The organism is Streptomyces sp. NPDC004658, assembly GCF_040609555.1.
Taxonomy (GTDB): Bacteria; Actinomycetota; Actinomycetes; order Streptomycetales; family Streptomycetaceae; genus Streptomyces.
In genome coordinates this window covers 1-23,641 of sequence record NZ_JBEXKG010000082.1, presented here as the reverse complement: position 1 = coordinate 23,641, position 23,641 = coordinate 1, and the positions used below count along the sequence as shown (strand labels likewise).

Here is a 23,641-nt window from a genome sequence, read left to right as displayed (position 1 = left end):
CGGGGCCGGGAGTGGTGCTCCCCGGCCCCGTCTGGCTTTCCCGCCCCCGGCGGTCTCCGCGCACGATCGGGCGCCCGGTCCCGCCGGACCCCCGCGTTCACCACCCTCACATCCCCTCTCCCGGCACCGGTCACGCGCACGCCAACCGGCATCGGAAGAACAGGAGCGGCGGGCCGCACGCACCACACCCGCCGCCTCTGTCGCCGACCCGGCCCGTGCCCAGGAGAGAGCCATGACCGGCGTTTCCACCCTCGACCGTCCCCCGCAGCCCGCGGCACCCACCCGCTACACCGTCACCCTCGCCCGCGACGAGGCCGACGTGCGCGCCGCCCAGCGGCTGCGGCACGACGTCTTCGCCGGGGAGATGGGGGCCCTGCTCGCCACCGCGGAGCCGGGACACGACGTCGACGCCTTCGACGCCTACTGCGACCACCTGCTGGTGCGCGAGGAGGTGACCGGACAGGTCGTCGGCACCTACCGGCTGCTGCCGCCGGAGCGCGCCGCGATCGCCGGCCGGCTCTACTCCGAGGGCGAGTTCGACCTGGCCGCACTGGACGCCCTGCGGCCCGGCCTGGTCGAGGTCGGCCGCTCCTGCGTCCACCCCGACCACCGCGACGGCACCGTCATCGGCCTGATCTGGGCCGGCATCGCCCGCTACATGACCGACCGGGGCCACGAGTGGCTGGCGGGCTGCTGCTCGGTGCCCCTCGCCGACGGCGGCGCCCTCGCCACCGGCACCTGGGAGCGCGTCCGGGACAAGCACCTGGCACCCGAGGAGTACCGGGTCCGGCCGCTGCTGCCCTGGACCCCGGGCACCACCGCCCCCGCCGCCCGGACCGAACTCCCCGCCCTGCTGCGCGGCTACCTCCGGCTGGGCGCCTGGGTGTGCGGCGAGCCCGCCCACGACCCCGACTTCGGGGTCGCGGACCTGTACGTCCTGCTGTCGATGGGCCGGGTGCACCCGCGCTATCTGCGGCACTTCCTCTCCCTCGTCCCGGCCTGATGAGCGTCTGGCTGCCCACCGCGCCCTGCACCCCGGGCGCCTGCCTGGAGCCGGTCCGGGCCGCCGCGGCCGTACCCCGTGCCGTGCTGCGGCTGACCGCGGTCGCCGCGCTGCTGCTGGCCGGGATCGCGCTGTCCCCGCTCGGCGGGAGGATCCCCGCCGGGTGGGTCAGGCGGTGGTGCCGGTGGATCGTCCGGGCGATCGGGGTCCGGGTCCGGATCACCGGCGCCGCCCCGCCGGCCGGCGGGCTGCTGCTGGTCGCCAACCACGTCTCCTGGCTGGACGTCCCCCTGCTCACCGCCGTACGCCCGGCCCGGATGCTCGCCAAGGCCGAGGTCCGGCAGTGGCCCCTGGCCGGCGCGCTGGCCGCGCGCGGCGGGGCCCTGTTCATCGAGCGGGACCGGCTGCGCGCCCTGCCGGGCACCGTCGCCGAGATCGCCGGCGCCCTGCGCGCGGGCGCGGCCGTGACCGTCTTCCCCGAGGGCAGCACCTGGTGCGGGCGTGCCCACGGCCGCTTCCGCCGGGCCGTGTTCCAGGCCGCGCTCGACGCGGGCGTGCCCGTCCAGCCGGTCGGCCTGCGCTACCGGTGGCAGGACGGCGGACCCGGCACCGCGGCGGCCTTCGTCGGCGAGGACACCCTGACGGCCTCCCTGTGGCGGGTGGCCCGGGCCCGCGGCCTGGTCGCCGAGGTGGAGGTCCGTCCGGTGATACCGCCGGGCACCCACCCCGACCGCCGCGCCCTCGCCCGGGCGGCCCAGCCGGCCGCCCCCGAGCCGGCCTGGACCCACGCGGCACTGGTCGCGAGCGCGCTAGAGGGGCCGTACGACCAGCTCGGCCAGCCGCAGATAGGCGTGCACGGTGGCCGGGCGGAGGTCCTTCAGCTGCCAGCGCGGTGACTGCAGAGCGGTGTCGAACGGCACCTGCACGACCTGGTCCGGCTGGACGCCCAGGGTCCAGTGCAGGTTGTCCGGGAGACCGCGGCGGTGCGAACCGTCGGTGCGGGTCGTCACGACGACCGCCTGGTTCGCCAGGCGGTGCCGGCCGGACTCCCGGATCCGGTCCAGCGTGCGCGCCGCGGCGTCGAGGAACCAGTCGGCGGCGCCGCAGCACACGATCAGCCGGTCCGTGTGGTCCAGGACCACGTCCGCCGTGCGGTCCACCCGCACCGGCGCCCAGTCCGTCAGCAGGAACGGATAGTACGGGGCCGTGTGCGCCAGCACCCGCAGGTACTCCTGGGCGTGCGCGGAGTTGGGCCCGTAGTGCCCCGCGCGGTGCGCTACCACTTCGAGGCCCGACGGCAGCCGGGTGGTGAGGGCACGGACGTCCTCGTACGCCGGACCGAGCGGCAGCGCCGCCAGGTCCCGGGGCACGGCACCGTTGCGGTCCGGCGGCAGGAAGAAACCGAGGGCGCCCTCGGTGGCGGCGCCGTCCAGGGCGAGGACGGGTTCGGCGCGTACGGCGGCCAGCAGGGAGCCCAGGGCGACCGTCACCGTGGCCCGGCCGCTGTAGTGGTAGGCGCTGACCAGCGTCACCCGCCTGCTGTGCGGCAGCGGGACGCGCAGCCGGTCCAGGCGCCGCCGGAACTCGGCGCGGGCCGGACCGAAGCGGGGCTGGGGCAGCAGCCGCTCGGCCGGCGGGGCCGCGTCCGCCGGATCCGGCGGGGTGAGCGGTACGGGGTCGGGCGGCCGGACGGTCACCGGCGGGACCGGCGAGCGGCCCTCGTCGTCGTACCGCAGCCGGGCCAGCGCGATGTACTTGGCGAGGGCGTCCGCGACCTCGCTGGCGGTGGGGCGGCGGTCCGGGTCGTCGTCCAGGCAGCGCAGCACCAGGCGCCGCAGCTTCTCCCAGCCGTCGCCCTGCCACAGGTGCATGCCCTCCGGCAGGTTCGGCACCTCCACACCCGTTTTGCTGCTGATGAGCTGGAGCATGCCCCCCAGCGCGCGCATGCTGTCCGCGACGGACGGCGCGGGCCCGGCCCCCAGGTACCGGCCGTCCACGGCGTAGTCGGACAGGTCGCCGAGCACGATGGTCCGGCGCAGCACGTACACGCTGTCCATGCCGAAGTCGGCGGGCACCAGACCCGCGGCGTGGCACAGGGCGAGCGCGTTCGCCAGGTGCCAGGACACCAGCAGGCCGCGCACCAGGTCGAACGGGGCGGTGCCGTGCTGCAGCGAGCGGGCGAACACCTCCGACAGCCGGGGCGGCTGCCCGTCCGGGGTGTCCCGGTCGCGGACCGGTGCCATCGCCAGCCACGGCGGGGAGTCGTCGGGCCCGCGGGCCAGCAGCGCGGGCGCGTACTGGCCCTGCAACCGGCCCAGCACCTCCGCCTCCACGGTGATCAACTGCGCGTTGGCCGCGGGCAGATCGGGCCGGGGCGTGCGCAGCACGGCCTCCGTTCCGTGCGCGTCCACCCCCCGGTACAGCACCGTACGGCGGCCCCGGCGCCGGTCGCGCAGCCGGTACGGCCCGAGCCGCTCCGGGTCGGCGCCGGTCAGCGGCTCCCAGCCGTCGGCGGGCGCCGCGGGACCGTCCGGCTGCGAGCGGGGCAGGCCCGGCACCCGGTCGAAGGACACCCCGAACCGGGCGAGCAGCCGGCGTTCGACGCTGGTGAACGGCTGGTGCGCACCGGGCAGGTGGGCGGAGCCGTCGGGATGCGCCAGCCAGGCGGGAAAGTCCGGCGAGTTGCCGGCGAGTTCCTCCAGATGCCGGCCGATACGACGGCTGGTGCGCACGAGTTCCGCCTGCGGGACCGAGTCCAGCAGGACCGCCTTGGACTCCTCCGAGAAGTCGAACACCCGGTGCTTGGCGGGCAGCGGACCGGGCACCGGCGCCGGATGCGGCCGGATCAGGCCGCCCAGGAACACCTCCGCCAGGTGCGAGGTCGTGGCCCGCCACGGCACCGCGGACTGCACCAGCCGCATCACCGGCACCGACAGCGGCGACACCGCCGCCAGGTGCGCCGCCAGCCGGTACGCCTCCGGGGTCGCCGCGTCCCGGAAGTGCTGGGCGCTGGTCAGGTCCCGGGCGGCGGTCACGCTGCCGTACAGGTCGGGACCGGCCAGCAGCGGCAGCTCCACGGTGGTGCCGGGCGAGGCCAGCAGCCGCGCCCAGTCCCGCAGCGACTCCGGGGTCGGTTCCAGTACCGGCACCGGCACCTCCTGGAACGCGGACAGCTCCGGCGGCAGCAGCGGATCGCCGACCTCCCAGGCCGCGTTGGCGCCGCCGATCCGCCGCGTGGTGACCTGCCAGCGCTCCGCGGCGATGCCGGACGCCTCCCACATGTCCGGCGGCAGCGTCTGGAGCACCGCGACCGGGCCCCGGGAGCCCCACTCGGCCAGCAGCCGGTGCAGGGCCCCGGACCGCCAGGCGGCGCCCATGCCGTCGCTGACGACGAGGACGAGGGTGCGGCCCGAGGGGTCGTTGACCGTGCTCAGCGGCAGCGTGCCGGCCTCCGGCCGGAAGGGCCGGGTGCGCAGGCACGGTTCGCGGGCACCGCGGGTGTCGAGGCCGATGACCCGGGTGGTGGCGAAGGCACCCAGCCGCTCCAGCAGCGCCCGCAGTTCGGCGCCGAGCCGGTGCCACAGCAGCATCGACAGGCCGTCGTCCACGAGCAGCGCCAGGTTCAGCCAGCGCTCCCGCACCGGCCGCTCCACCACGTCGGGCAGGCCCGTCTCGGCGAGCTGGGCGGCGGTGCGCTCCTCGTCGATCTCCGTGCGGTGACGGCTGTCCAGGCGCCGGCGCAACGGCCTGAGCGCCCGGCCCAGTTCGAGTTCCTCGGCGAGGGCCTTGTCCTCGGGCACCCGCACCGGCAGCGCCCGCCTGGGCTCGGGGGCGGCCGGGGCGAGCCGCACCTCCGGCACCGGGGTCTGCCGTGCCGCCGCGTAGAGGGAGGGCGCGGTGAGGTCGGGCAGGTCCGGGTCGTCGGGCTCCGGCGCCGGATGCTGCGGGGCGGCCGGGCCGGGCTCCGGGGCGGGGCCGGGAGCCGGGCGGGCGGGCGGCGGCGACGGCTCGCGCAGCAGCGGCGCGCCGGCGTCCGGGGGCAGCCGGCGGGCGAGCCACAGCACGTCCAGGACCTGGTCCGCGTCCAGCTCGTGTCCGCAGGCCGCCAGCACCCGCAGCACCTCGGCCAGCCGCTCGCCCCCGCCCGGCACGGTCACATCGCCCCGGTGAGCTGGTGCAGCACGGCGTCGAGCAGGCCGTCCGCGTCCAGGTCGACGCCTCCGGTGCGCAGGAACACGGCGTTCAGCAACTGGTCCGTGGCCAGTTCGCCCAGCGCGCGGCGGCGCAGGAAGGCGTCGATCAGGTCGTCCGCGTCCCGCAGCGCCTCCTCGCCCAGGTGCGCGGCGACGATGGTGCGCAGCCGCTCCTCGTCCGGCACCGGGAGTTCGAGCCGCAGACAGCGGCGCAGGAACGCGGGCGGGAAGTCGCGCTCCCCGTTGCTGGTGATGATCACGACGGGGAACTCGGCGCACTGCACGAGCCCCTGGTGCACCCGCACGGTGCCCCGGTGGTCGGAGGTCTGCACCTCCACGTCCGCCGTGCCCTCCGGCAGCCGGACCAGTTCCTTGATCTCGAAGTAGCCCTCCTCGAACACGGTGAGCAGGTCGTTGGGCAGATCGACGTCGCCCTTGTCCATCTCGTCGACGAGCAGGCAGCGCGGCGCGGCCGACGCCACCAGTGCCGTACCGAGCGGCCCGAGCCGGATGAACTGTCCGATGGACGGCTCGCCCTCGCCGCGGTCCCGGCTGAGCGTGGTCTCCCGCAGCCGGCCGATGGCGTCGTACACGTACAGCGCGTCCGGCACGGTGGAGCGGCTGGTGACCGACCAGCGCAGCAGGTCGCCCAGGCACAGTTCGTGCGCGATGGCCCGGGCGAGGGAGGACTTGCCGGTGCCGGCGGGCCCGGTCACCAGCAGCGGGCGGCGCAGGTGCAGGGCCGCGTTGACGATGTCGGCGTGCCGCGGGTCGATCACGTACGGCAGTTCGGGGCGCCTCGCGCGGGCCGGGGTGAAGCGCCGCCACGGCGGGGCGGAGGGGAGGCTGACGGCCCGCGGTACGCCGTCGCCCCGGAACAGGCGCCAGTCGGCGCCGGCGGCGGATGTCATGGGCCCTCCTGGGGTTCGGACAGGTGCAGACGAGGAACGGTGCGGTCGGCGTCGGCCCAGGCGAGGACCGGCCGGCCGGGGAACTCGGGTGGATTGTTCAGGGCGTTGGCCCGGTAGCTGTGGACACCGTCGGGCAGCTCCCGGGTGGCGACCCGCGCCATGTGCCGGACGCTGTGCGAGGATCCGTCCTCCCGCCGGTCCCACATCACCACAGGTATGCCCAGCGCCAGGCAGGTCTGCACGATGCGGTCCCGGGGAGGCCCGGGTGGTACGTCCACGGAGACGCGCACGGTGTCGAGTTGGTTGACCAGCCGCGAGTAGAGCGTGTCCCGGTCGGCGGGTTCGCTGACGACGAGCGCCTTGCCCTCGTCCAGCCGGCTCCACCGGGTGCGCCACCGGGAGACGAACCGCCCGTTGCGGCGCAGCAGTTCGGGGCAGTGCACCACCAGCGGGAACTCCACCCCGAGCACACCGGGCACCAGCTCCGCCGGGTCCCGGGCCGCCCACTCGTCGACGGGCAGGTTGAGGCCGCCGCGGTCCACGAGCACCTCCACCAGGGGCGGGCGCTCGTCCTCGGCGGAGGGCGTCAGCGAGTCCAGCACGCGCAGCACCTCGCGCGCCGCCTCCGAGGCCGTGTACGACTGCACGCTCCCCGCCGACACCTGCCGGGGCCCGGTGCCCTCGTCGCACCAGATCCGCAGCCGGTGCCGGCCGCGCCCGGCCTTGGTCACCTGCACCAGCACCCGCACCCGGGCGGCGCGTGCGCGGGCCGTACGCGCCCACTCCTGCGCGTCGAAACGGCGTTCGCCCAGCGCCGACCGCTCGATGCCGAGTCGCCGGGCCACCCCGTCCGCCCACAGCCGCAGCCGCGCCCGCTGGGTGTCGGGGCACAGCGCGGCGACGTACTCCGTCACCCGCAGCAACGCCGGCACCCGGCGCTCGTCCCCGGTCGCGTGGCCGTCCCCCGGCAGGCCCTCCAGATGATCGAGGAGCGCGTCCACGGTGTCCGCGCCCGGCCGGGCCGCGAGGTGCGGCAGCGCGGCCCGGACCGCCTCCGGGAACCGAGCCAGCACCGCCGGGGTGATGGCGCGCAGAAGTCCGCGCAGCTCCGTGTACTCGGCGGCGGACAGCAGCCGGGGCGTGCGGGACAGGGCGCCCACGGCCAGGATCCGGTCGGCGGCGCGCGGGCTGTCCCGGCGCAGGATCCCGGTCAGCGCCGCCAGGGCACGCGGATGCGTCAGCACGAACCCGGCCACCTCCTCGGGGGAGGGCGGGACGACATCGCTGCCCGGTTCGACACCGCACAGCCGGGCCAGCCGGCGGGCGCAGTCGCCGCGCCCGCTGGGCGAGGGCAGCGCGTCCTCGATCGCCTCCACCAGCAGCTCGAAGGCCGGGTCGTCGGGGTCCACCGGGGCGGGCAGGACGCCGTCCAGCACACCGAGGGGCCGCAGTTCGGCCTCGACGGCCTGCCAGGGCACGGCCCAGCTGCGCCGGACAAGGCTCTGGAAGCCGAGCGCGACCGGCGTCGCCGGCCCGTCCACGGGCAGGAAGTGCCCGACGACCAGCCCGACCACGGCCTGCTCCTCCCGGCACCACAGCGGGCTGCCGCTGTAGCCGGGGCCGACCGCCATGCCGGTGGGGGCGCCGTCCAGATAGGCCAACTCGCCGTGCAGCGCGGCGACGGTGAGCCGGGCGACGGTGGAGGCCCGGCCGCCGCCGTGCCAGGCGTTCAGCTTGTGTCCGACCGTCATGGCGGCCTGGCGGGGGCCGGGCGGCAGGCTCCCGGGCGGGGCGTCGACGCGCAGGACTGCGAGGTCGCCGAGCCAGTCGGCGCTGCCCGCGCGGACCGCCCCGCCGGCCCGGGCGCGGGGCGGGATCCAGTGGGCCACCCGGGCCGGGTACCGCCGGCTGCCGTGCGTCTCCGCGTCGGGCACCTCGACGGGCACCTCGTCCACGCCCGGCGTCCGCGCGTCGAACAGATCCCGGCCCAGCGCGGCGTTGACGACGTGCGCGCAGGTCAGCACCGTGTCGGAGCCGAGCACGAAGCCCGCCCCCGCGGGCTTGCCGTCCTCGGTGCGCCGGATGCACACGACGTACCGGGAGGGATCGTCGGAGCCGTCCCAACGATTCCGGAACCACCCCACGCGTCACTCCGGGCCGGGTGCCGCGCCGGTGTCGGGAGCGGGTTTCCAGCTGGCGGTGACGGTGAGGTGCGCCTGCCCGGCCGCGCCGACGATCCCGAACTTCAGATCCTGGCCGACCTGCACGCCGAAGGTCACGGTCAGTTCGGTGGGCGGGTCGGGCACCGCCGTGGCGGCGTCGTGGACTTCCTGAAGCAGCGGTCCGATCGGCCGCAGCGCGCCGCGCAGCGCCTCGGCGGCGAAGTTCGCGACGGCCCGGCCGCCCGCGCCGACCGGCACCGCCCGGCCCATGCCCTCCGGCAGGTCGTCGTCCGGTGGGGCCGGCGCGGCGGGCGCGGCCCCCGCGCCGGGTGCGAGCAGGAACCGGACCGGAGTGCCGTCGGCGAGCGCGAGATCGGGTGTAGTGGCCACGCTCGTATTATCGGCGGGAACGCCCGGCGGGCCGATGGACTTGCACAACTCGGTTACCGCATCGATGCTTTGGACGCGGTGGGTCACCCGGGGCTCAGGGCATGACCCGCGCCAGATAGGGCGCCGTGGCGCTGCCCTCCGCGCGGGCGACCCGCTCCGGTGGTCCGGCCGCCACGATCCGGCCGCCCCGGTCGCCGCCGCCCGGGCCGAGATCGATCACCCAGTCCGCGCCCGCGACCACCGTCATGTCGTGCTCCACCACGACCACCGTGTGCCCGGCGTCCACCAGCCCGTGCAGGCGGTCCATCAGCACCTCCACATCGGCCGGGTGCAGTCCGGTCGTCGGCTCGTCCAGCAGGTACAGGGTGTGGCCCCGGCGCCCGCGCTGGAGCTCGCTCGCCAGCTTGATCCGCTGCGCCTCGCCGCCGGACAGCTCGGTCGCCGGCTGGCCGAGCCGCAGATAGCCGAGGCCGACGTCGAGCAGGGTGCCGAGGCTGCGGGCGGCGGCGGGGGAGTCCGCGAAGAACTCCGCGGCGGCCTCCACGGTCAGGTCGAGCACGTCGGCGATGGTCCGTCCCCGGTACGTCACCTGGAGCGTCTCCGGGTTGTAGCGGGCGCCGCCGCAGTCCGGACAGGGCGCGTAGGTGCTCGGCAGGAACAGCAGCTCCACGCTGACGAACCCCTCGCCCTGGCAGGTCTCGCAGCGCCCGCCGGCCACGTTGAACGAGAACCGCCCGACGCCGTACCCCCGCTCCCGCGCCTGCTCGGTGCCGGCGAACACCTTCCGCACGACGTCGAACAGACCGGTGTAGGTGGCCAGGTTGGACCGCGGGGTGCGCCCGATGGGCTTCTGGTCGACGCGGACCAGCCGCCCGACCCCGTCCAGGTCCTCCGTCAGCTCGCCGATGAGCGTGGACTTCCCGGAGCCGGAGACACCGGTGACGGCGGTGAACGCGCCGAGCGGGAACCGGGCGGTCACCTCCCGCAGGTTGTGCCGGGTCACCGGTCCCACCGTCAGCCAGCCGCGCGGTGCGCGGACCTCTCGCGGCGGACCGGGCGACTCGTCGAAGAGGAACACGGCCGTCGCCGACTCCTCCACCGAGGCCAGCTCGGCGACCGGCCCGCTGTACAGCACCCGTCCGCCGTGCTCGCCGGCGCCGGGGCCCACGTCGACCACCCAGTCGGCGCCGCGCACCACCTCCAGGTGGTGCTCCACCACGAACACCGAGTTCCCGGCCGCCTTCAGCCGGTCCAGCACGGTCAGCAGGGCCTCGGTGTCCGCCGGGTGCAGCCCGGCGGACGGCTCGTCCAGCACGTACACCACACCGAACAGCCCGGAGCGCAACTGCGTGGCGAGCCGGAGCCGTTGCAGCTCGCCCGCCGAGAGGGTGGGGGCGGCCCGGTCCAGGCTGAGGTAGCCGAGCCCCAGCTCGACCACCGGCGCGATGCGGGAGGTGAGGTCGGCGGTGAGCACCCGGGCCGTCTCCGTCCCGGTGGCGCCGTCGAGCAGTCCCGCGAGGTCGGTCAGCGGCAGCGCGGCCAGCTCGGCGATGGTCCGCCCGCGGAAGGTCACCGCGAGGGCCTCGGGCCGCAGCCGGCTGCCCCGGCAGGCCGGGCAGGGCGCGCTGGTCAGGAAGCGCTCCGCCTTCGCCCGCAGGGTCGGCGACCTGGTGTCGGAGAACGTCTTCAGGACGTACCGGCGGGCGCTCGTGTAGGTGCCCTGGTACGGCCGTTGGATGCGGTCGGCGTCCCGGACCGGGTGGACGGTGACCACCGGCTGCTCGTCGGTGAACAGGATCCACTCGCGCTCCCGGGCGGGCAGTTCGCGCCAGGGCCGGTCCACGTCGTAGCCGAGCGCGTCCAGGATGTCCCGCAGGTTCTTGCCCTGCCAGGCGCCCGGCCAGGCGGCGACGGCGCCCTCGCGGATGCTCAGCGAGGGGTCGGGGACCAGCAGTTCCTCGGTGGTCTCGTGCACCCGGCCGAGGCCGTGGCACGTGGGACAGGCACCGGCCGCCGTGTTCGGCGAGAACGCGTCGGAGTCCAGCCGCTCGGCGCCGGGCGGGTAGGTGCCGGCGCGCGAGAACAGCATGCGCAGCGAATTGGAGAGGTTGGTGACCGTGCCCACCGAGGAGCGCGAGCCGGGGGCCGAGCGGCGCTGCTGGAGCGAGACCGCGGGCGGCAGCCCGGTGATCTCACCGACCTTGGGCGCCCCCACCTGGTGGATCAGCCGGCGCGCGTACGGGGCGACCGACTCGAAGTAGCGCCGCTGGGCCTCGGCGTAGACCGTGCCGAACGCCAGGGACGACTTGCCCGAGCCGGAGACCCCGGTGAACACGGCCAGGACGTCCCGCGGGACGTCCACGTCGACGCCCTTGAGGTTGTGCTCGCGGGCGCCGCGGACGCGGACGTACGGGTCAGGGGGGCTGTGCATCGGGGGGATACTCTAACCGCCCCCCTGCGCTAGACCTGCGGAGGGTTGTCCCGGTCCTGCGGCCGGGTGCCCAACTCGTCGCGCAGCCTGTCCTGGCCGGTGTCGACCTGCGACTGGTACTTGTTCCCGGTGCGCTGGTCGACGTAGTCGCCGCCCTTGTCGATGCCCTTGTCGGCCATGCCCTCACGGCCCTTGAGCATGCCCTTGATCTTGTCCTTGAAGGACATGGCAGCCCTCCTCGTCGCTAGAGGTTCGCCCTCCCAGGGTCACCGGCCCGGGCCGGGTTCGCATCTCGGGCGGTTCACCGGCCCGGGGCGAAGAGCGCGGCGAGCCGACGGTGGGAGTCCAGCAGGGCCGTACGGTCGTACGTGCTGGTGGTGACGAGCACCTCCTCGGCGCCCGTCTCCTTCAGCACGGTCTGCAGCTCGTGGGCGACCCGGTCCGCGGTGCCCGCGATGTGCCCGGCGAGCCCGGCCGTGTACAGCTCCCGCTCCTTCGCGGTCATCGTGCGGGCCTCGACCGCCTCGGCGGGGGCGAGCGGCGGGAAGGTCCCGTGCGTGCGGGAGTACGCCATCGACCAGGCTTCCGGGACGAGCAGCCGGCGCGCCTCGGCCTCGGTGCCGGCGACCGCCACCGTCCCGGAGATCACGACGTACGGCTCGGACGCCCAGCGGGAGGGGCGGAACAGGGCGCGGTACTGGTCGATGCCGCGCAGCATCCTGTCCCGGCTGCGCAGATCGCCGATGACCATGGGCAGGCCGGCGCGGGCCGCGATGCGCGCGCCCTCGCCCATGGCCAGCACGAACGGCGGCACGGTCAGGCCCTCCGCGGGGCGGGCGTGCACGCCGGTCGGCGAGCTGCCCGTGAACCAGTCCAGCAGCTCGCCGAGCTGTGCCGCGAAGTCCTCGGCGTCGCCCTTGTCCCGGCCGAGCGCCCTGCGCACCCCGTCCGTGAAACCGACGGAGCGGCCGAGCCCCATGTCGACGCGGCCCGGGAACAGGGCCTCCAGCACACCGAACTGCTCGGCGACGACCAGGGGTTGGTGGTTGGGCAGCATGACCCCGCCGGTGCCGACCCGGATGGTGCGGGTGGCCGCGGCGACCGCGGCGGCGAGCACGGTCGGCGCGGAACCGGCGACACCCGGCACGCCGTGGTGCTCGGACACCCAGAACCGGTGGTAGCCCAGCGCCTCCACCTCACGGGCCAGCGCGACGGTCGCCCGCAGCGCCTCGGCGGGCGGGTGGCCCTCCCGGGTGCGGGAGCGGTCGAGGACGGAGAACCGGGTCCGGCTGATCAGTGTGCTGCTCACACAGGGGTTCAACGCCGTGGCGGGCCCGGGATTCCCCCGGCCACGCCCGGTGGGCGCGCGGGTACGGGCCGTACGGCCGGCCCGGTTCCGCGGACTGGTTAGGCTGGCCGGTGTGACCGACAGCAGCACGCGCCCGCTCGCCGTGTTCGACCTCGACAACACGCTCGCCGACACCGCGCACCGCCAGCACTTCCTGGAGAGCCGGCCGCGGGACTGGGACGGGTTCTTCGCCGCCGCGCCCCAGGACCCGCCGATCGCCCAGGGGGTGGCGCTGGCCACGGAGAGCGCCCGCGCCTGCGAGGTCGTCTACCTCACCGGCCGCCCCGAGCGGTGCCGCCGGGACACGCTGGAGTGGCTCGCGGCCCACGGGCTTCCGCAGGGGCGCGTGCACATGCGGGGCGACGCCGACCGCAGGCCGGCGCGGTTCACCAAGCTGGAGATCCTGCGCCGGCTCGCCCGGGACCGGGAGGTCCGGGTGTTCGTGGACGACGACGACCTGGTCTGCGACGACGCCGAGCGGGCCGGGTTCACCGTCGTACGGGCCCGCTGGGCCGCCAAGTCGGCCGCGCTGGCGGAGGCGCAGGAGCGGGAAGGGCGTACCTGAGGGAACGGGCCGCCGGGGGGGGTCAGGCGCCGTCCTCCAGGCGGAAGCCCACCTTCAGGCCCACCTGGTAGTGCTCGATCCGGCCGTTCTCGATCTGGCCGCGGATCTGGGTGACCTCGAACCAGTCCAGGTTGCGCAGGGTCTGGTCGGCGCGGGCGATGCCGTTGCGGATGGCCTGGTCGATGCCCTCGTGCGAGGTGCCGACGATCTCGGTGACCCGGTAGGTGTGGTTCGACATAGCGGGTGCTCCTCTCGTGTCACGCCGTACTCCACCGTGCCGTATCGGCGCTCCGCCCGCACGGCGTCGCGGGCCGGCCGGTGGCCGGGCCTTGACCTCCGCATTGGTCCATACCAAAATCCAGCACACCCGTACGAGCCCGCGCGCTCGGCCCCCCACGTCGGGCCCCCGCCCCTGTCCCAGCACTCTCGCCAGACAGAACAGGACCCCTCGTGAGACGTCGCCTGCTCGCCCTCATCTGCGTCACCGGCTCCCTCGTCAGCGGCTGCGGGATGCTCCCCGGCCACCACGACCGGAAGACCGTGACCGTGTGGCTGATGAAGGGCAGCGCCTCCGGGGAGTTCCTGCGGAGGTTCACCGAGGACTTCGAACGCACCCACGGGGACCTGCGGCTGGACATCCGCATCCAGGAGTGGACCGGCATCGTCGAGAAGGTCCGCGGCGCGCTCAAGGCCGACACCGGCGACGGCCCCGACGTCATCGAGGTCGGCAACACCCAGGTGCCGCTGTACGCGGACGGCGGCCGGCTCGTGGACCTGACCCTGGAGTCGATGCGGGACTGGGACAAGGAGAAGTGGCTGCCCGGTCTCGCCGAGCCCGGCAAGGACGGCAACAAGCAGTACGGCATCCCGTGGTACGCCGCCAACCGCGTCGTCATCTACCGCAAGGACCTGTTCGAGCAGGCCGGCATCACCAGCCCGCCGAAGACCCGCGACGCATGGCTCGCCGCCACCGAGAAGCTCGACTCCGGCGGCAACCAGGGCATCTACCTCGCCGGGCAGGACTGGTACACGCTCTCCGGCTTCATCTGGGACGAGGGCGGCGACCTCGCCCGGGAGAAGGACTACGAGTGGCAGGGCGCCCTGGACACCCCGGCCGCGCTGCGCGGCATGGACTTCTACCGCCGGCTCCAGGCGCTGGGCGAGGGACCCGCGGACGCCGACGAGGAACACCCGCCCCAGGCCGGGGTGTTCGCCGGCGGCAAGGTCGCGCAGCTCGTCGCCGTACCCGGGCTCGCCCAGACGGTCGTCCGGCAGAACCCGGGCCTGAAGGACAAGCTCGGGTTCTTCCCCGTGCCCGGCCGGACCGCCGCGCGGCCCGGCACCGTCTTCACCGGCGGCTCGGACCTGGTCGTCCCGGGCAACACCGACGACCAGTTCGCCGCGACCGCCGTCGTCGGGGCCCTCACCGGGGCCAAGTGGGACACCGAACTCGCCCGCACCATGAACTACGTGCCCAACAAGACCACGCTGGCCCACGCGGTCGCGGGCGAGGAGGGGGTCGCCGCCATGGCCGCGGGCGCGGCACACGGCCGGGCGACCCCCAACACCCCTCAGTGGGCCGACGTGGAGGCCGACAACCCGATCAAGGAATACATGACCCGGGTGCTGGGCGGCGCGGACCCGGCGACCGAGGCCCGCCGCGCCTCACGCAGGATCACCGAGGCGCTCGCCCCGGACGTGGGCTGACCGGACACGCCGGCTCACCGCGCCACGCTCAGCGACAGCGCGAAGCGGCCCTCGGCGTCCGTCCACCAGTGCGTCAGCTCCAGACCGGCGGCGGCCAGTTCCCCGGTCACGCCCTCCTTGCGGAACTTGGCCGACACCTCGGTGCGCAGCTCCTCGCCCGCCGCGAAGTCCACGGCGAGATCCAGCGCGGGCACCTTCACGGTCTGCGCGGTACGGGAGCGCAGCCGCATCTCGATCCACTCCCGCTCGGCGTCCCAGAGGGCCACGTGGTCGAACGCGTCCGGATCGAAGTCGGCGCCCAGTTCGCGGTCGACCACGGCCAGCACGTTCTTGTTGAACGCGGCCGTCACCCCGGCCGCGTCGTCGTACGCCCGGACCAGCACCCGCTCGTCCTTGACCAGGTCCGTGCCGAGCAGCAGCCCGTCGCCCGGGGCGAGCAGCGCGCGCACGGAGGCCAGGAACCGCGCGCGTTCGGCGGGCAGCAGGTTGCCGATCGTACCGCCGAGGAAGGCCACCAGCCGGGGTCCGGGCGTGGCGGGCAGGGTCAGCGGGGCGGTGAAGTCGGCGATCAGCGCGTGGACGTCGAGATCCGGTCGTTCCCCGATGAGGGCCTGCCCGGCCTGGGTGAGGGCGCTCTCGCTGACGTCGACCGGGACGTACGCCTTCAGGGGCAGCGCGTCGATCAGGTAGCGGGTCTTCTCCGAGGAGCCCGACCCCAGTTCGACCAGGGTGCGGGCACCGCTCGCGGCGGCGATCTCACCGGAGCGGGCGGCGAGGATCTCCCGTTCGGCGCGCGTGGGGTAGTACTCGGGCAGTTCGGTGATCCGCTCGAACAGCTCGCTGCCGCGGGCGTCGTAGAACCACTTGGGCGGCAGCCACTTGGGGGTGGTGGTGAGGCCGTGCAGGACGTCGGCGCGCAGCGCGGCGTCCGTCGCGTCCTCGGGGAGCGTGCGGGTGACGTGCAGGGGACTCAACGGCAGGGCTCCTTCGGTGTCGCCGGCTCTGGTTCCGCCAGCGGGGCGAGCAGCACGCCGGCGCGGCTCGCGGTGAGAACGGTGCGGTCGGGGACCTCCCGCCAGAGCGGGTCGTCGTCGTACGGCTCGGAGGCGACGACCGTGCTCCGGCCGGGCTCCGTGCGGTACCAGAGCGAGTCGCCCCAGGCGGTGGCCGTGATCGTGGCTCCGTCGGTCAGCAGCAGGTTGAGGCGGGAGGCGGGGGCCGCCCGCGCCAGTTGGAGAATCGTTTCAGCCATGGCCTGCTCCGGTGCGTCGCCGCTCCGCAGCCGGTGCAGGACCAGCGCCCAGACGAACGCGGAGTCGGTACGGGCCTGGAGCGAGAGCAGATCGACCGGCGGCAGCGCGGGCACCAGGGGCGCCGCCGCGTCCGGCCAGCCCGCGACCGCGCCGTTGTGGCTGAACAGCCACCGCCCGGACGCGAACGGCGCCGCCGCGGCCTCGGCGTCCGCCCCGGCCAGGGTCGCGTCCCGGACGGCCGCCAGCACGGCACCCGAGCGCACCACCCGGGCCAGGTCGGCGAAGGACAGGTCGGCCCAGACCGGCCCGGCCCGCCGGTAGCGCGCCGGTACCGGGTCCTGGGAGGCGTACCAGCCCACCCCGAAGCCGTCGGCGTTGACCGTGCCGTACCGCTGCCGGCGCGGCGCCCACGACTGGCGGAACAGGCTGTGCGGAGGCTCCACGAGGACCCGGCCGAGCGGTTCCTCCGGGCCCAGGTAGGCGAGGTGACGGCACATCAGACGGCCTCCGAGCGGGCGGTGCGGAACCCGGAGAAGATCTGCCGGCGGATCGGATAGTCCCAGTTGCGGAAGGTGCCCCGGCAGGCCACCGGGTCCACGGCGAACGAACCACCGCGCAGCACCTTGTACTCCGGGCCGAAGAACACCTCGGAGTACTCCTTGTACGGGAAGGCCCGGAAGCCCGGGTACGGCAGGAAGTCGCTCGCCGTCCACTCCCACACGTCACCGATCAACTGCCGTACGCCGAGCGGCGACTGACCGGCCGGGTAGCTCCCGGCGGGAGCGGGCCTGAGGTGCCGCTGGCCCAGGTTGGCGTGTTCCGGTGCCGGGTCGGCGTCCCCCCAGGGGTAGCGCCGCGAGCGGCCGGTCGCCGGGTCGAAGCGGGCCGCCTTCTCCCACTCCGTCTCGGTGGGCAGCCGCCGCCCGGCCCAGCGGGCGTAGGCGTCCGCCTCGTACCAGCACACGTGCAGCACCGGCTCGTCGGGCGGGACCGGCTCCGTGATCCCGAACCGGCGCCGCAGCCACTGGCCGCCGTCCCGCCGCCAGAACAGCGGGGCCGAGATGGCGTGCTGCCGGATGTGCGCCCAGCCCTCCGGCGACCACCAGCGCTCGGTGTCGTAGCCGCCGTCCTCGATGAAGGCCTGGTACGCGGCGTTCGTCACCGGGGTCGTGTCGATCCAGAACGGCGCCACCTCGCGCGGGTGCGCCGGACGCTCGTTGTCCAGCGCCCAGGGCTCGCTGGAGGTGCCCATGGTGAACGGCCCGCCCGGGACCAGGACCTCGGCCGGCCCGGTGAACAGCGGGGCCGGTTCGGGGTCCGGGGCGGTGAGCGCCTGCGGCCCCTTGCGGAGCTGATGGGTGATCAGCATGGTCTCGTCGTGCTGCTGTTCGTGCTGGGCGATCATTCCGAAGGCGAACCCGGCCTCGGTCAGCCGGGTGCCGTGGAAGTCCGCCGCCTGGAGCAGGTCCAGCGCCCGGCCGCGCACCTCCGCCGCGTACCGGCGCGCCTCGGCCGGCGGCAGCAGGGGCAGGGTGGGGCGCTCGGCCCGCGGGTGTTCGAAGGCGTCGTACAGGTTGTCTATCTCGGGCCGCATCGCCTCCCGGCCGCCGACCGTCCGCAGCAGCCACAGCTCTTCCTGGTTGCCGATGTGCGCCAGGTCCCAGACCAGGGGGGACATCAGCGGCGAGTGCTGGGCGGTGAGGTCCGGTTCGTCGACGCAGGAGGTCAGCAGCGTGGTGCGGTCCCGGGCGGTGGTGAGCGAGGCCAGCGCGCGCTCCCGCAGCGCCTCGGTGTCCGTCTCGGCCGTCTGGGTCTCGATGTCGGTCTCGGGGGCGGTCATGTACGGATGTCCTTCCTCCCGTGGGCGGTGCGGGTGTCCCCGTCCGGGCCGGACCCGGCGGGGGGCGGGGCGGTGGCGGGCAGCCGGTCCAGCAGGTCGTCGGCCGGGCAGCGGCCCCGGGCGACATGGCGGTCCCGGTACGCCGCCACCGCGTCGGTGACCCGGGTGGTGGCGCCGAGCCGGGGCAGTGCGTCCAGGGCCGCCGCGAAACAGGCGTCGGCGGCCTCGCGCAGCTCCGGGTCGGCGAGCCCGAACCGGGCCGCGTCGACCCACAGGGGGTTGTGCGGGGCGGGCAGGTTCAGGGCCCGTTCGCCCAGGTGTTTCACGGTCCGGTAGGCGGTCTCGGCGGCCTCCGGGTCGTCGAACAGCGCCGCCGTCACCGCGAGCGGCACGATCCAGCCGTCCTCGCCGGGCTGGGCGTCGATCATCCGCAGCTCCAGGTGGCCGCGCGGCCGGACCGGCGGGAACAGCGTGGTCAGGTGGTAGTCGAGGTCCGCCCGGGTGGGCGGCCGGAGTGAACCGGAGCGGGTCCACTCCCGGAAGGTCAGTCCCTCGGGCACCTCCCACGGCCCGTGGTCCCGGCGTACGCACATCACCGGTGCGTCCAGCACGTGCCGGGCCCACGCGGCCCGCGGCTCGCCGTTCAGCGGCGGAGCCCCGGCCCGCCCGGCGCCGATCTCCGTCCACATCAGCTGGCGGGTGGACTGCCAGCCCGTGGGGCGGCCTTCGATCAGCGGCGAGTTGGCGAACGCGGCCACCAGGACCGCGCCCAGCTGGTGCGCCAGCCACCAGCGCCGGACGTGCCCCAGGGGGCCGGGCTCCTCGTGGCCGGCGTCCACGCAGACCTGGACGGACGCCGAGGCGCACATCATGTGCCGGCCGGCCGGACCGGTGCGGTCCAGGCAGGTCTCCATGGCGTCGTAGCGGGGCTCGTGCAGGAATCTGCGGGGAGCGTGCCAGGGGTCGTGGCCGATGCCCGCGAGGCCGAGACCGTCCTTGGCCAGCACGGCCCGGACGGCGTCCAGGTCGGCGGAGACGGTGTCGACGCACTCCATGAGGGAGGCGGCGGGCGGCGAGCTCAGCTCCAGCTGGCCGCCGGGTTCGACGGTGAGCGCCGATTCCAGGGGTACGGCCCGCACGGTGGCGTGGGCCGCTTCCAGTCGTTCGGGTGTGACCGGGAGCTGCGGCAGCTCCAGCGAGTGGACGAGCCACTCCAGCTCGACACCGAGGGCACGGGGCGGTCCGGTCTTGAAGCAGATGCCCCGGACCAGGGCCTCCACCTCGGCCTCGGTGACGGCGGTGCGGTGCTCCGTACAGTCACCACCGTCGCTCTGCGTATGAGACATGTCGGGATCCTCCTGAGATTCCACCATGCCGCCGGCCCGGGGTGCGGGCCGGGCAGGCACTCGTCCCACCCAAGACCTTCGCACCGATTCGCACAAGGGTGCCACCCGGGACGTTCTGGATCCGTCACCTCCGTTTCCTGGTGCGTTTCCGGGCCGTTCGGGAGCACGGAAACTCCGTTGCGCCGCCTCACCAGCATCACCCAGGATGCGTGCATGAGCACGACGGGGGAGACCGCGCGGGCCGCGGACGGGGCGCCCACGGGGGTGGCGCCGTGAGCGCGCGCCTGCGCGGGATCGCCGAGGAAACGGAACGCATCGTGGCCGCGGGCCGGTATCGGACACCGGACGGCCGGGAGATATCGCTCGCCGAATCGGTGCAGGCCGCGCGGGCGGGCACCCGGATGTTCGGCCCCGACCCGGTGCCGGTGACGGCGGCAAGCGGAACCGACATGAAGGTCGAGGTCAGCGGCGAGAGCAGCCTGGAGGCGGCCCGCCGGCTCGCCGACGCCCCCGTCGCCGTCCTGAACTTCGCCTCCGCCCGGAACCCCGGCGGCGGCTACCTCAACGGCGCGCAGGCCCAGGAGGAGGCCCTGTGCCGCGCCTCCGCGCTGCACACCTGCCTGCTGACGGCCCGCCCTTTCTACGACCATCACCGCGCCGACCGCGATCCGTTCTACTCGGACCGCGTGATCCACTCACCGGCCGTCCCCGTCTTCCGCGACGACCGGGGCCGGCTGCTCGCCGAGCCGTACCGCGCGGGCTTCCTGACGGCCGCCGCCCCCAACGCGGGCGTGATCCGGCGTACGGCACCAAAGCGGGCCGCCGCGCTTCCCGAAGCCCTGGCCGTACGGGCCGAACGCGTCCTGGAGACGGCCGCGGCCCACGGCTACCGGCGACTGGTGCTGGGCGCCTGGGGCTGCGGCGTCTTCCAGAACGACCCGGCGCAGGTCGCGGGGGCGTTCCGGACGCTGCTGGGGCCCGGCGGCCGGTTCGCGCGCACGTTCGAACACGTGGTGTTCGGAGTGCTGGACCGGACACCGGGGGCGGCGGTGCGGGGGGCGTTCGCGCGGGCGTTCCCGGAGTCGGTGGGGGTGTAGCCGACGTCGGTGGGAGTTTGGCTTGAATCGGTGGGGCCGGGGTCCGGCCCTGGCGCTCGTGCCGCAGCCCCTGGCGGTCGGTGGTCCGGGCCCGGTCAGGTCCACCCGTAGCGCTGGTGCAGGCGTTGGCGGACCAGGTCGAACCGCATGCGGTCCAGCGCGCACGCCTCGCGGCGCATGCCCTGCTCGTGCAGCCGCAGCACCCGGTCCACGTCCACCCACGAGTCCCGGCCCGAGCGGTCCCACGGCCCGCTCCCGATCGCCACCCACTCGCGGTCGCCGTCGTGCCGCTTGCTGGACAGCTGCACGGCCAGGAAGGTGCCGGCCGTCTCCCGGGCCACCACCAGCACCGGGCGGTCCTTGCCCCGGCCGTCGTTCTCCTCGAACGGCACCCAGGTCCACACGATCTCCCCGGGATCGGGGTCGCCGTCATGGGCCGGGGAGTACTCGGTGCGCACCCGGCCGACCTCACGCGGGTCGGCCTCGGTGGTGGCGTACGGGCCGTAGCGGCCGGGGACGTTCTCTTCGGTAAACGTGCTCACGGAGGCACCCTAGTGGTCCGCGCAACTCGGCCCCGGTGCCGGTGGGTTACCGAGCGGCGGAGCCGGGGCGCCGGGCCGGTGCCGTGGCGGGCGGCGCGCCGATCCGCATGCCGGGGCGCCGCCCGTGCACGGTCAGATACGTCAGGCCGGACGCGCCGGCGGTGATGCTGCGGGCGGCGCCGTGCGGCAGCCAGACCAGGGCGCCCTCGGTGAGTACCTCCACCGCGTCCGAGGAGCCGTTGCCGAGGGTGCCGTCCCCGGCCACGACCAGGACCAGCACGTCCAGTTGGGCCTCGGTGTGCGCCGTGATCCGTCCGCCCGGAGCCAGCCGGACGACGTTCGCGTCGAGTTGCCGCCCGCTCTCCGCGAGCTTCCACAGCACCCCGGCCGATGCCGGGGGCGCGTCGGCCAGCGCGCGGGTGTCGCACAGCACGCGCGGGACCGCCGCCGGACGGTCTGCTGCTGCGGTGTCGGTCGCGGACGGCGACGTCATCTGGTGTTCCCCTCGGCTCTCGCGTATCCCTGCCCCGGTGTCCGGCCACTTTACAATTAATACATGTAGGATTCGTGAAAATGGTCGCAGGTGGGAGAGGGGTGTCCGTTCGTGACCACGCGGGAGAGCCCACGCCGCCGGGAGGTGCTGGACGTGCTCCGCGCCGCGCCCGCGCCGCTCGGGGTCGCGGAGGCCGCCCGGCGGATGGGGCTGCACCCCAACACCGTGCGGTTCCATCTGGACGCCCTCGTGGCCGACGGCCTGGCGGAGCGCCGGGCCGTGGCCCCGACGGGACCGGGCCGGCCCCGCACCGTCTACACCGTGCGCCCCGGCATGGACCGCGGCGGCCACCGCGACTACCGGTTGCTCGCCCGCATGGTGCTCAGCCGATGGGCCGCCGCCGACCCGGCCGAGGCGCGGGCGGAGGCGATGGAGACGGGCCGGGCCTGGGGCCGCTTCCTGGTGGACCCCCTCCCGCCGTACGAGCCGGCGACGCCCGAGCGGTCGGTCGCCGCGCTGCTCACCCTGCTGGACGGCCTCGGCTTCGCGCCGCAGCCGGAAGGTCGCGCCTCTCTGCCGCAAGGACGTGCCTCCCGACCGGAAGGTGGCGCCTCCCGGCCGCAAGGAGAAGGCCGGGCGGACGGCGAGACCGGCCGGACACCGGAGCGGATCCGGTTGCGGCACTGCCCCTTCCTCGAACTCGCCGAGGAGCGGAGCGCGCTGGTGTGCCCGATCCATCTCGGCCTGATGCAGGGAGCTCTGGCCGAGCTGGGCGCACCCCTGACGGCGACCGCGCTGGAGCCGTTCGCCGAACCCGACTCCTGCGTGGCCCACCTGGCGGGCACCACGCCCGGCTGAACCGCCCTGCGCGGCGGCCTCACCCGGCCGGGCCCTGCCGCCCCCGGTGAGCCGCCGTGCCCCGCGCTGGATCCCCAGCGCCCGCAGCCCCCGCACCGTCCACCCCGGTCCACCGCACCGCCCCACGCACCCCGGCGGAGAAAGGCCCCCCATGGACACCACCTCTGCCGCCACCGCCGGCGCGGTCACCTTCGTCTGGCTCGGGATGGTGCTGGCGATCTCCTTCCTGGAGGCCCCGCTGAAGTTCCGTGCCCCGGGGGTGACGATCCCCGTCGGCCTCGGCATCGGACGGCTGGTGTTCCGCGCGCTGAACGCCGTGGAGGCCGTCCTCGCGGCCGTCGTGGTCCTCGCGGTGGCCCTGGGCGACGCCCCGGCCGCCGTCATCTCGCTGACCGCGGTGGTGGCGGCGCTCCTCCTCGCCCAACTAGCCGTCGTCCGCCCCCTCCTCAACCGCAGGTCCGACCGGGTCCTCGCGGGCGAGGAACTGCCCCGCTCGCGCAGCCACCTGTGGTACGTGGCACTGGAGATCCTGAAGGCGGGCACCCTGATCGCCCTGGGCGTCGCCCTGTTCACGGCCTGATCCCATAGGGTCGGCGCGGACCACGACCTCGGCGTCCGCGTCCCGCTCGCCCAAAGCCACCCGGACGCCCCGGCGGCCCCGCTGCTGCGCGACTTCTGCTGCTGCGCGGCGTCCTGGGGCACACCGGCCCGGAACGCGAACGCCCGCCCACCCTGCCCCGTTTCCCGCGCACCTCACCGGGTTCGCCCACCTCGCCGAACACGCCGACCCGTGCGTCCGCGCCCTGGTCGCACGGGACCCGGGCACCGAGCCCGCCGTCGTCGAACGGCTCACCCGCGACCCCGACCCGGAAGACCGGGCGGCCCTCGCCCGCCACCCGCACCTCCCGGCCCCCGGGCGCGCGGCACTCCTCACCGACCCGGAACTCGCCCACGCCGCCGCGGCGAACCCCGCCCTGCACCCGGCGACGGCCGACCGGCTCGTGCACACGCACGGCCGGGGCCCCTGGTGAGGGACCCCGGCCGCACACGACACCCCCTTCTCAGCCCTCCTGCTCCACGGGCACCTTCTGCGGCGGAGGCGCCACCACGCCGTTGAGAGAGGGCGAACCCCCGTTCACCGTCTGCCCGTTGTCGCCCATCGTGGCCAGCAGCTTGCGGGCGAGGCCCAGCCCCGTACCGCCCATCGTGAGCGCCTTGGCGAACATCTCGCCCATGCCGTCCGCCCCGTTGAGCAGCACCATGTTGTCGACGTTGCCGAACGCCGACGCCCCCGCCTGGACGATCTCCGGCCACTTCTCGGCGAGTTGCTGGGCGACGACCGCCTCCTGGTTCTCGGCGAGGGCCGCGGCGCGGGCCTTGATGGCCTCCGCCTCGGCCAGACCCAGGGCCCGGGTCGCCTCGGCCTCCGCCAGGCCCTTCGCCTGCTGGGCGGCGGCCTCCGCCTCGCCGGTGGCCCGGGGTGCGGCGACCGCCGCCGCCAC

The 23,641-nt window shown here is 75.1% G+C and carries 23 protein-coding genes; 8 read left to right on the top strand and 15 right to left on the bottom strand.

Features of this window, described 5'->3' with window-relative positions:
* Positions 1–232 precede the first annotated feature (232 nt).
* Together ABZV94_RS25170 and ABZV94_RS25165 are read left to right on the top strand one after the other, a co-directional pair.
* Positions 233–1,003, top strand: a complete 771-nt coding sequence (locus ABZV94_RS25170; protein WP_356343931.1) for a GNAT family N-acyltransferase — start codon at positions 233–235, stop codon at positions 1,001–1,003.
* Positions 1,003–1,899 (top strand): lysophospholipid acyltransferase family protein, encoded by an 897-nt coding sequence (locus tag ABZV94_RS25165; protein WP_356343929.1) that lies wholly within the window; start codon positions 1,003–1,005, stop codon positions 1,897–1,899. Before ABZV94_RS25170 ends, ABZV94_RS25165 begins: the two co-directional genes overlap by 1 nt.
* Here the strand turns inward: ABZV94_RS25165 and ABZV94_RS25160 are convergent.
* From ABZV94_RS25160 to ABZV94_RS25130, 7 genes are all read right to left on the bottom strand, one after another.
* Positions 1,813–5,160, bottom strand: a complete 3,348-nt coding sequence (locus ABZV94_RS25160; RefSeq protein WP_356343927.1) for an SAV_2336 N-terminal domain-related protein — start codon at positions 5,158–5,160, stop codon at positions 1,813–1,815. The genes ABZV94_RS25165 and ABZV94_RS25160 overlap by 87 nt on opposite strands.
* Positions 5,157–6,107: a MoxR family ATPase gene (locus ABZV94_RS25155; RefSeq protein ID WP_356343924.1), complete on the bottom strand. Its 951-nt coding sequence runs from the start codon at positions 6,105–6,107 to the stop codon at positions 5,157–5,159. The genes ABZV94_RS25160 and ABZV94_RS25155 overlap by 4 nt, the downstream gene beginning before the upstream one ends.
* A complete protein-coding gene (locus ABZV94_RS25150; RefSeq protein WP_356343922.1) occupies positions 6,104–8,251 on the bottom strand; it encodes a trypsin-like peptidase domain-containing protein in 2,148 nt (715 codons plus the stop codon). Before ABZV94_RS25150 ends, ABZV94_RS25155 begins: the two co-directional genes overlap by 4 nt.
* A gap of 3 nt (positions 8,252–8,254) precedes the next feature.
* Positions 8,255–8,659 carry a CU044_2847 family protein gene (locus ABZV94_RS25145; protein WP_356343920.1) on the bottom strand — a complete coding sequence of 135 codons (405 nt, stop codon included), beginning with the start codon at positions 8,657–8,659 and terminating at the stop codon, positions 8,255–8,257.
* Positions 8,660–8,753: 94 nt separating this feature from the next.
* The gene (locus ABZV94_RS25140; protein WP_356343917.1) at positions 8,754–11,090 is read right to left on the bottom strand and encodes an excinuclease ABC subunit UvrA; all 2,337 of its coding nucleotides are present in this window, start codon (positions 11,088–11,090) and stop codon (positions 8,754–8,756) included.
* A gap of 29 nt (positions 11,091–11,119) precedes the next feature.
* On the bottom strand, positions 11,120–11,317 hold the full coding sequence (locus tag ABZV94_RS25135) for an antitoxin (protein WP_356343915.1): 198 nt from the start codon (positions 11,315–11,317) through the stop codon (positions 11,120–11,122).
* Positions 11,318–11,391: 74 nt separating this feature from the next.
* The gene (locus ABZV94_RS25130; RefSeq protein WP_356343912.1) at positions 11,392–12,399 is read right to left on the bottom strand and encodes an LLM class flavin-dependent oxidoreductase; all 1,008 of its coding nucleotides are present in this window, start codon (positions 12,397–12,399) and stop codon (positions 11,392–11,394) included.
* 112 nt (positions 12,400–12,511) lie between these two features.
* Between ABZV94_RS25130 and ABZV94_RS25125 the strand changes: the two genes are divergently transcribed.
* Positions 12,512–13,003 (top strand): hypothetical protein, encoded by a 492-nt coding sequence (locus tag ABZV94_RS25125; protein ID WP_356343910.1) that lies wholly within the window; start codon positions 12,512–12,514, stop codon positions 13,001–13,003.
* A 22-nt stretch (positions 13,004–13,025) separates the two neighbouring features.
* Here ABZV94_RS25125 and ABZV94_RS25120 read toward each other — a convergent pair whose 3' ends face one another.
* Positions 13,026–13,241, bottom strand: a complete 216-nt coding sequence (locus ABZV94_RS25120) for a dodecin (protein ID WP_356343908.1) — start codon at positions 13,239–13,241, stop codon at positions 13,026–13,028.
* Positions 13,242–13,453: 212 nt separating this feature from the next.
* Here ABZV94_RS25120 and ABZV94_RS25115 point away from each other — a divergent pair, with 212 nt between their 5' ends.
* On the top strand, positions 13,454–14,710 hold the full coding sequence (locus ABZV94_RS25115) for an extracellular solute-binding protein (protein WP_356343907.1): 1,257 nt from the start codon (positions 13,454–13,456) through the stop codon (positions 14,708–14,710).
* A 14-nt stretch (positions 14,711–14,724) separates the two neighbouring features.
* On the opposite strand, the gene egtD is transcribed toward ABZV94_RS25115, so the two are convergent.
* The 4 genes from egtD to egtA are packed head-to-tail and all read right to left on the bottom strand — an operon-like array spanning position 14,725 to position 19,149.
* The gene (gene egtD, locus ABZV94_RS25110) at positions 14,725–15,684 is read right to left on the bottom strand and encodes an L-histidine N(alpha)-methyltransferase (RefSeq protein ID WP_356343905.1); all 960 of its coding nucleotides are present in this window, start codon (positions 15,682–15,684) and stop codon (positions 14,725–14,727) included.
* Positions 15,681–16,460, bottom strand: coding sequence for an ergothioneine biosynthesis protein EgtC (egtC, locus tag ABZV94_RS25105; RefSeq protein ID WP_356343902.1), 780 nt, complete (start codon positions 16,458–16,460; stop codon positions 15,681–15,683). Before egtC ends, egtD begins: the two co-directional genes overlap by 4 nt.
* Positions 16,460–17,803 (bottom strand): ergothioneine biosynthesis protein EgtB, encoded by a 1,344-nt coding sequence (gene egtB / locus ABZV94_RS25100; protein ID WP_356343900.1) that lies wholly within the window; start codon positions 17,801–17,803, stop codon positions 16,460–16,462. Before egtB ends, egtC begins: the two co-directional genes overlap by 1 nt.
* The gene (gene egtA, locus ABZV94_RS25095; protein WP_356343897.1) at positions 17,800–19,149 is read right to left on the bottom strand and encodes an ergothioneine biosynthesis glutamate--cysteine ligase EgtA; all 1,350 of its coding nucleotides are present in this window, start codon (positions 19,147–19,149) and stop codon (positions 17,800–17,802) included. Before egtA ends, egtB begins: the two co-directional genes overlap by 4 nt.
* 272 nt (positions 19,150–19,421) lie before the next feature.
* Between egtA and ABZV94_RS25090 the strand changes: the two genes are divergently transcribed.
* A complete protein-coding gene (locus ABZV94_RS25090) occupies positions 19,422–20,246 on the top strand; it encodes a TIGR02452 family protein (protein WP_356343895.1) in 825 nt (274 codons plus the stop codon).
* A gap of 95 nt (positions 20,247–20,341) precedes the next feature.
* Here ABZV94_RS25090 and ABZV94_RS25085 read toward each other — a convergent pair whose 3' ends face one another.
* Both ABZV94_RS25085 and ABZV94_RS25080 read right to left on the bottom strand, forming a co-directional pair.
* A complete protein-coding gene (locus ABZV94_RS25085) occupies positions 20,342–20,788 on the bottom strand; it encodes a type II toxin-antitoxin system PemK/MazF family toxin (RefSeq protein WP_356343892.1) in 447 nt (148 codons plus the stop codon).
* A gap of 46 nt (positions 20,789–20,834) precedes the next feature.
* A complete protein-coding gene (locus ABZV94_RS25080) occupies positions 20,835–21,281 on the bottom strand; it encodes a hypothetical protein (RefSeq protein WP_356343890.1) in 447 nt (148 codons plus the stop codon).
* A gap of 111 nt (positions 21,282–21,392) precedes the next feature.
* Here ABZV94_RS25080 and ABZV94_RS25075 point away from each other — a divergent pair, with 111 nt between their 5' ends.
* The 3 genes from ABZV94_RS25075 to ABZV94_RS25065 all read left to right on the top strand — a co-directional run bounded on the left by ABZV94_RS25075 (position 21,393) and on the right by ABZV94_RS25065 (position 23,170).
* Complete coding sequence (locus ABZV94_RS25075) at positions 21,393–22,139, top strand: helix-turn-helix domain-containing protein (protein ID WP_356343888.1); 747 nt, start codon at positions 21,393–21,395, stop codon at positions 22,137–22,139.
* A gap of 151 nt (positions 22,140–22,290) precedes the next feature.
* Complete coding sequence (locus tag ABZV94_RS25070; protein WP_356343886.1) at positions 22,291–22,719, top strand: hypothetical protein; 429 nt, start codon at positions 22,291–22,293, stop codon at positions 22,717–22,719.
* 4 nt (positions 22,720–22,723) lie between these two features.
* Positions 22,724–23,170: a hypothetical protein gene (locus ABZV94_RS25065; protein ID WP_356343949.1), complete on the top strand. Its 447-nt coding sequence runs from the start codon at positions 22,724–22,726 to the stop codon at positions 23,168–23,170.
* A 30-nt stretch (positions 23,171–23,200) separates the two neighbouring features.
* Here ABZV94_RS25065 and ABZV94_RS25060 read toward each other — a convergent pair.
* Positions 23,201–23,641: flotillin domain-containing protein (locus ABZV94_RS25060; RefSeq protein WP_356343884.1), on the bottom strand; the 441-nt coding region annotated here is incomplete at its 5' end.

What these genes read in the sequence shown, in the direction of transcription:
- ABZV94_RS25080 (WP_356343890.1), bottom strand. Translation starts at nt 21,281, where the DNA reads ATGACGTCGCCGTCCGCGACCGACACCGCAGCAGCAGACCGTCCGGCG.
- ABZV94_RS25070 (WP_356343886.1), top strand. Translation starts at nt 22,291, where the DNA reads ATGGACACCACCTCTGCCGCCACCGCCGGCGCGGTCACCTTCGTCTGG.
- ABZV94_RS25140 (WP_356343917.1), bottom strand. Translation starts at nt 11,090, where the DNA reads ATGCACAGCCCCCCTGACCCGTACGTCCGCGTCCGCGGCGCCCGCGAG.
- ABZV94_RS25165 (WP_356343929.1), top strand. Translation starts at nt 1,003, where the DNA reads ATGAGCGTCTGGCTGCCCACCGCGCCCTGCACCCCGGGCGCCTGCCTG.
- ABZV94_RS25135 (WP_356343915.1), bottom strand. Translation starts at nt 11,317, where the DNA reads ATGTCCTTCAAGGACAAGATCAAGGGCATGCTCAAGGGCCGTGAGGGC.
- egtC (WP_356343902.1), bottom strand. Translation starts at nt 16,460, where the DNA reads ATGTGCCGTCACCTCGCCTACCTGGGCCCGGAGGAACCGCTCGGCCGG.
- ABZV94_RS25170 (WP_356343931.1), top strand. Translation starts at nt 233, where the DNA reads ATGACCGGCGTTTCCACCCTCGACCGTCCCCCGCAGCCCGCGGCACCC.
- egtA (WP_356343897.1), bottom strand. Translation starts at nt 19,149, where the DNA reads ATGTCTCATACGCAGAGCGACGGTGGTGACTGTACGGAGCACCGCACC.
- ABZV94_RS25120 (WP_356343908.1), bottom strand. Translation starts at nt 13,241, where the DNA reads ATGTCGAACCACACCTACCGGGTCACCGAGATCGTCGGCACCTCGCAC.
- egtB (WP_356343900.1), bottom strand. Translation starts at nt 17,803, where the DNA reads ATGACCGCCCCCGAGACCGACATCGAGACCCAGACGGCCGAGACGGAC.
- ABZV94_RS25155 (WP_356343924.1), bottom strand. Translation starts at nt 6,107, where the DNA reads ATGACATCCGCCGCCGGCGCCGACTGGCGCCTGTTCCGGGGCGACGGC.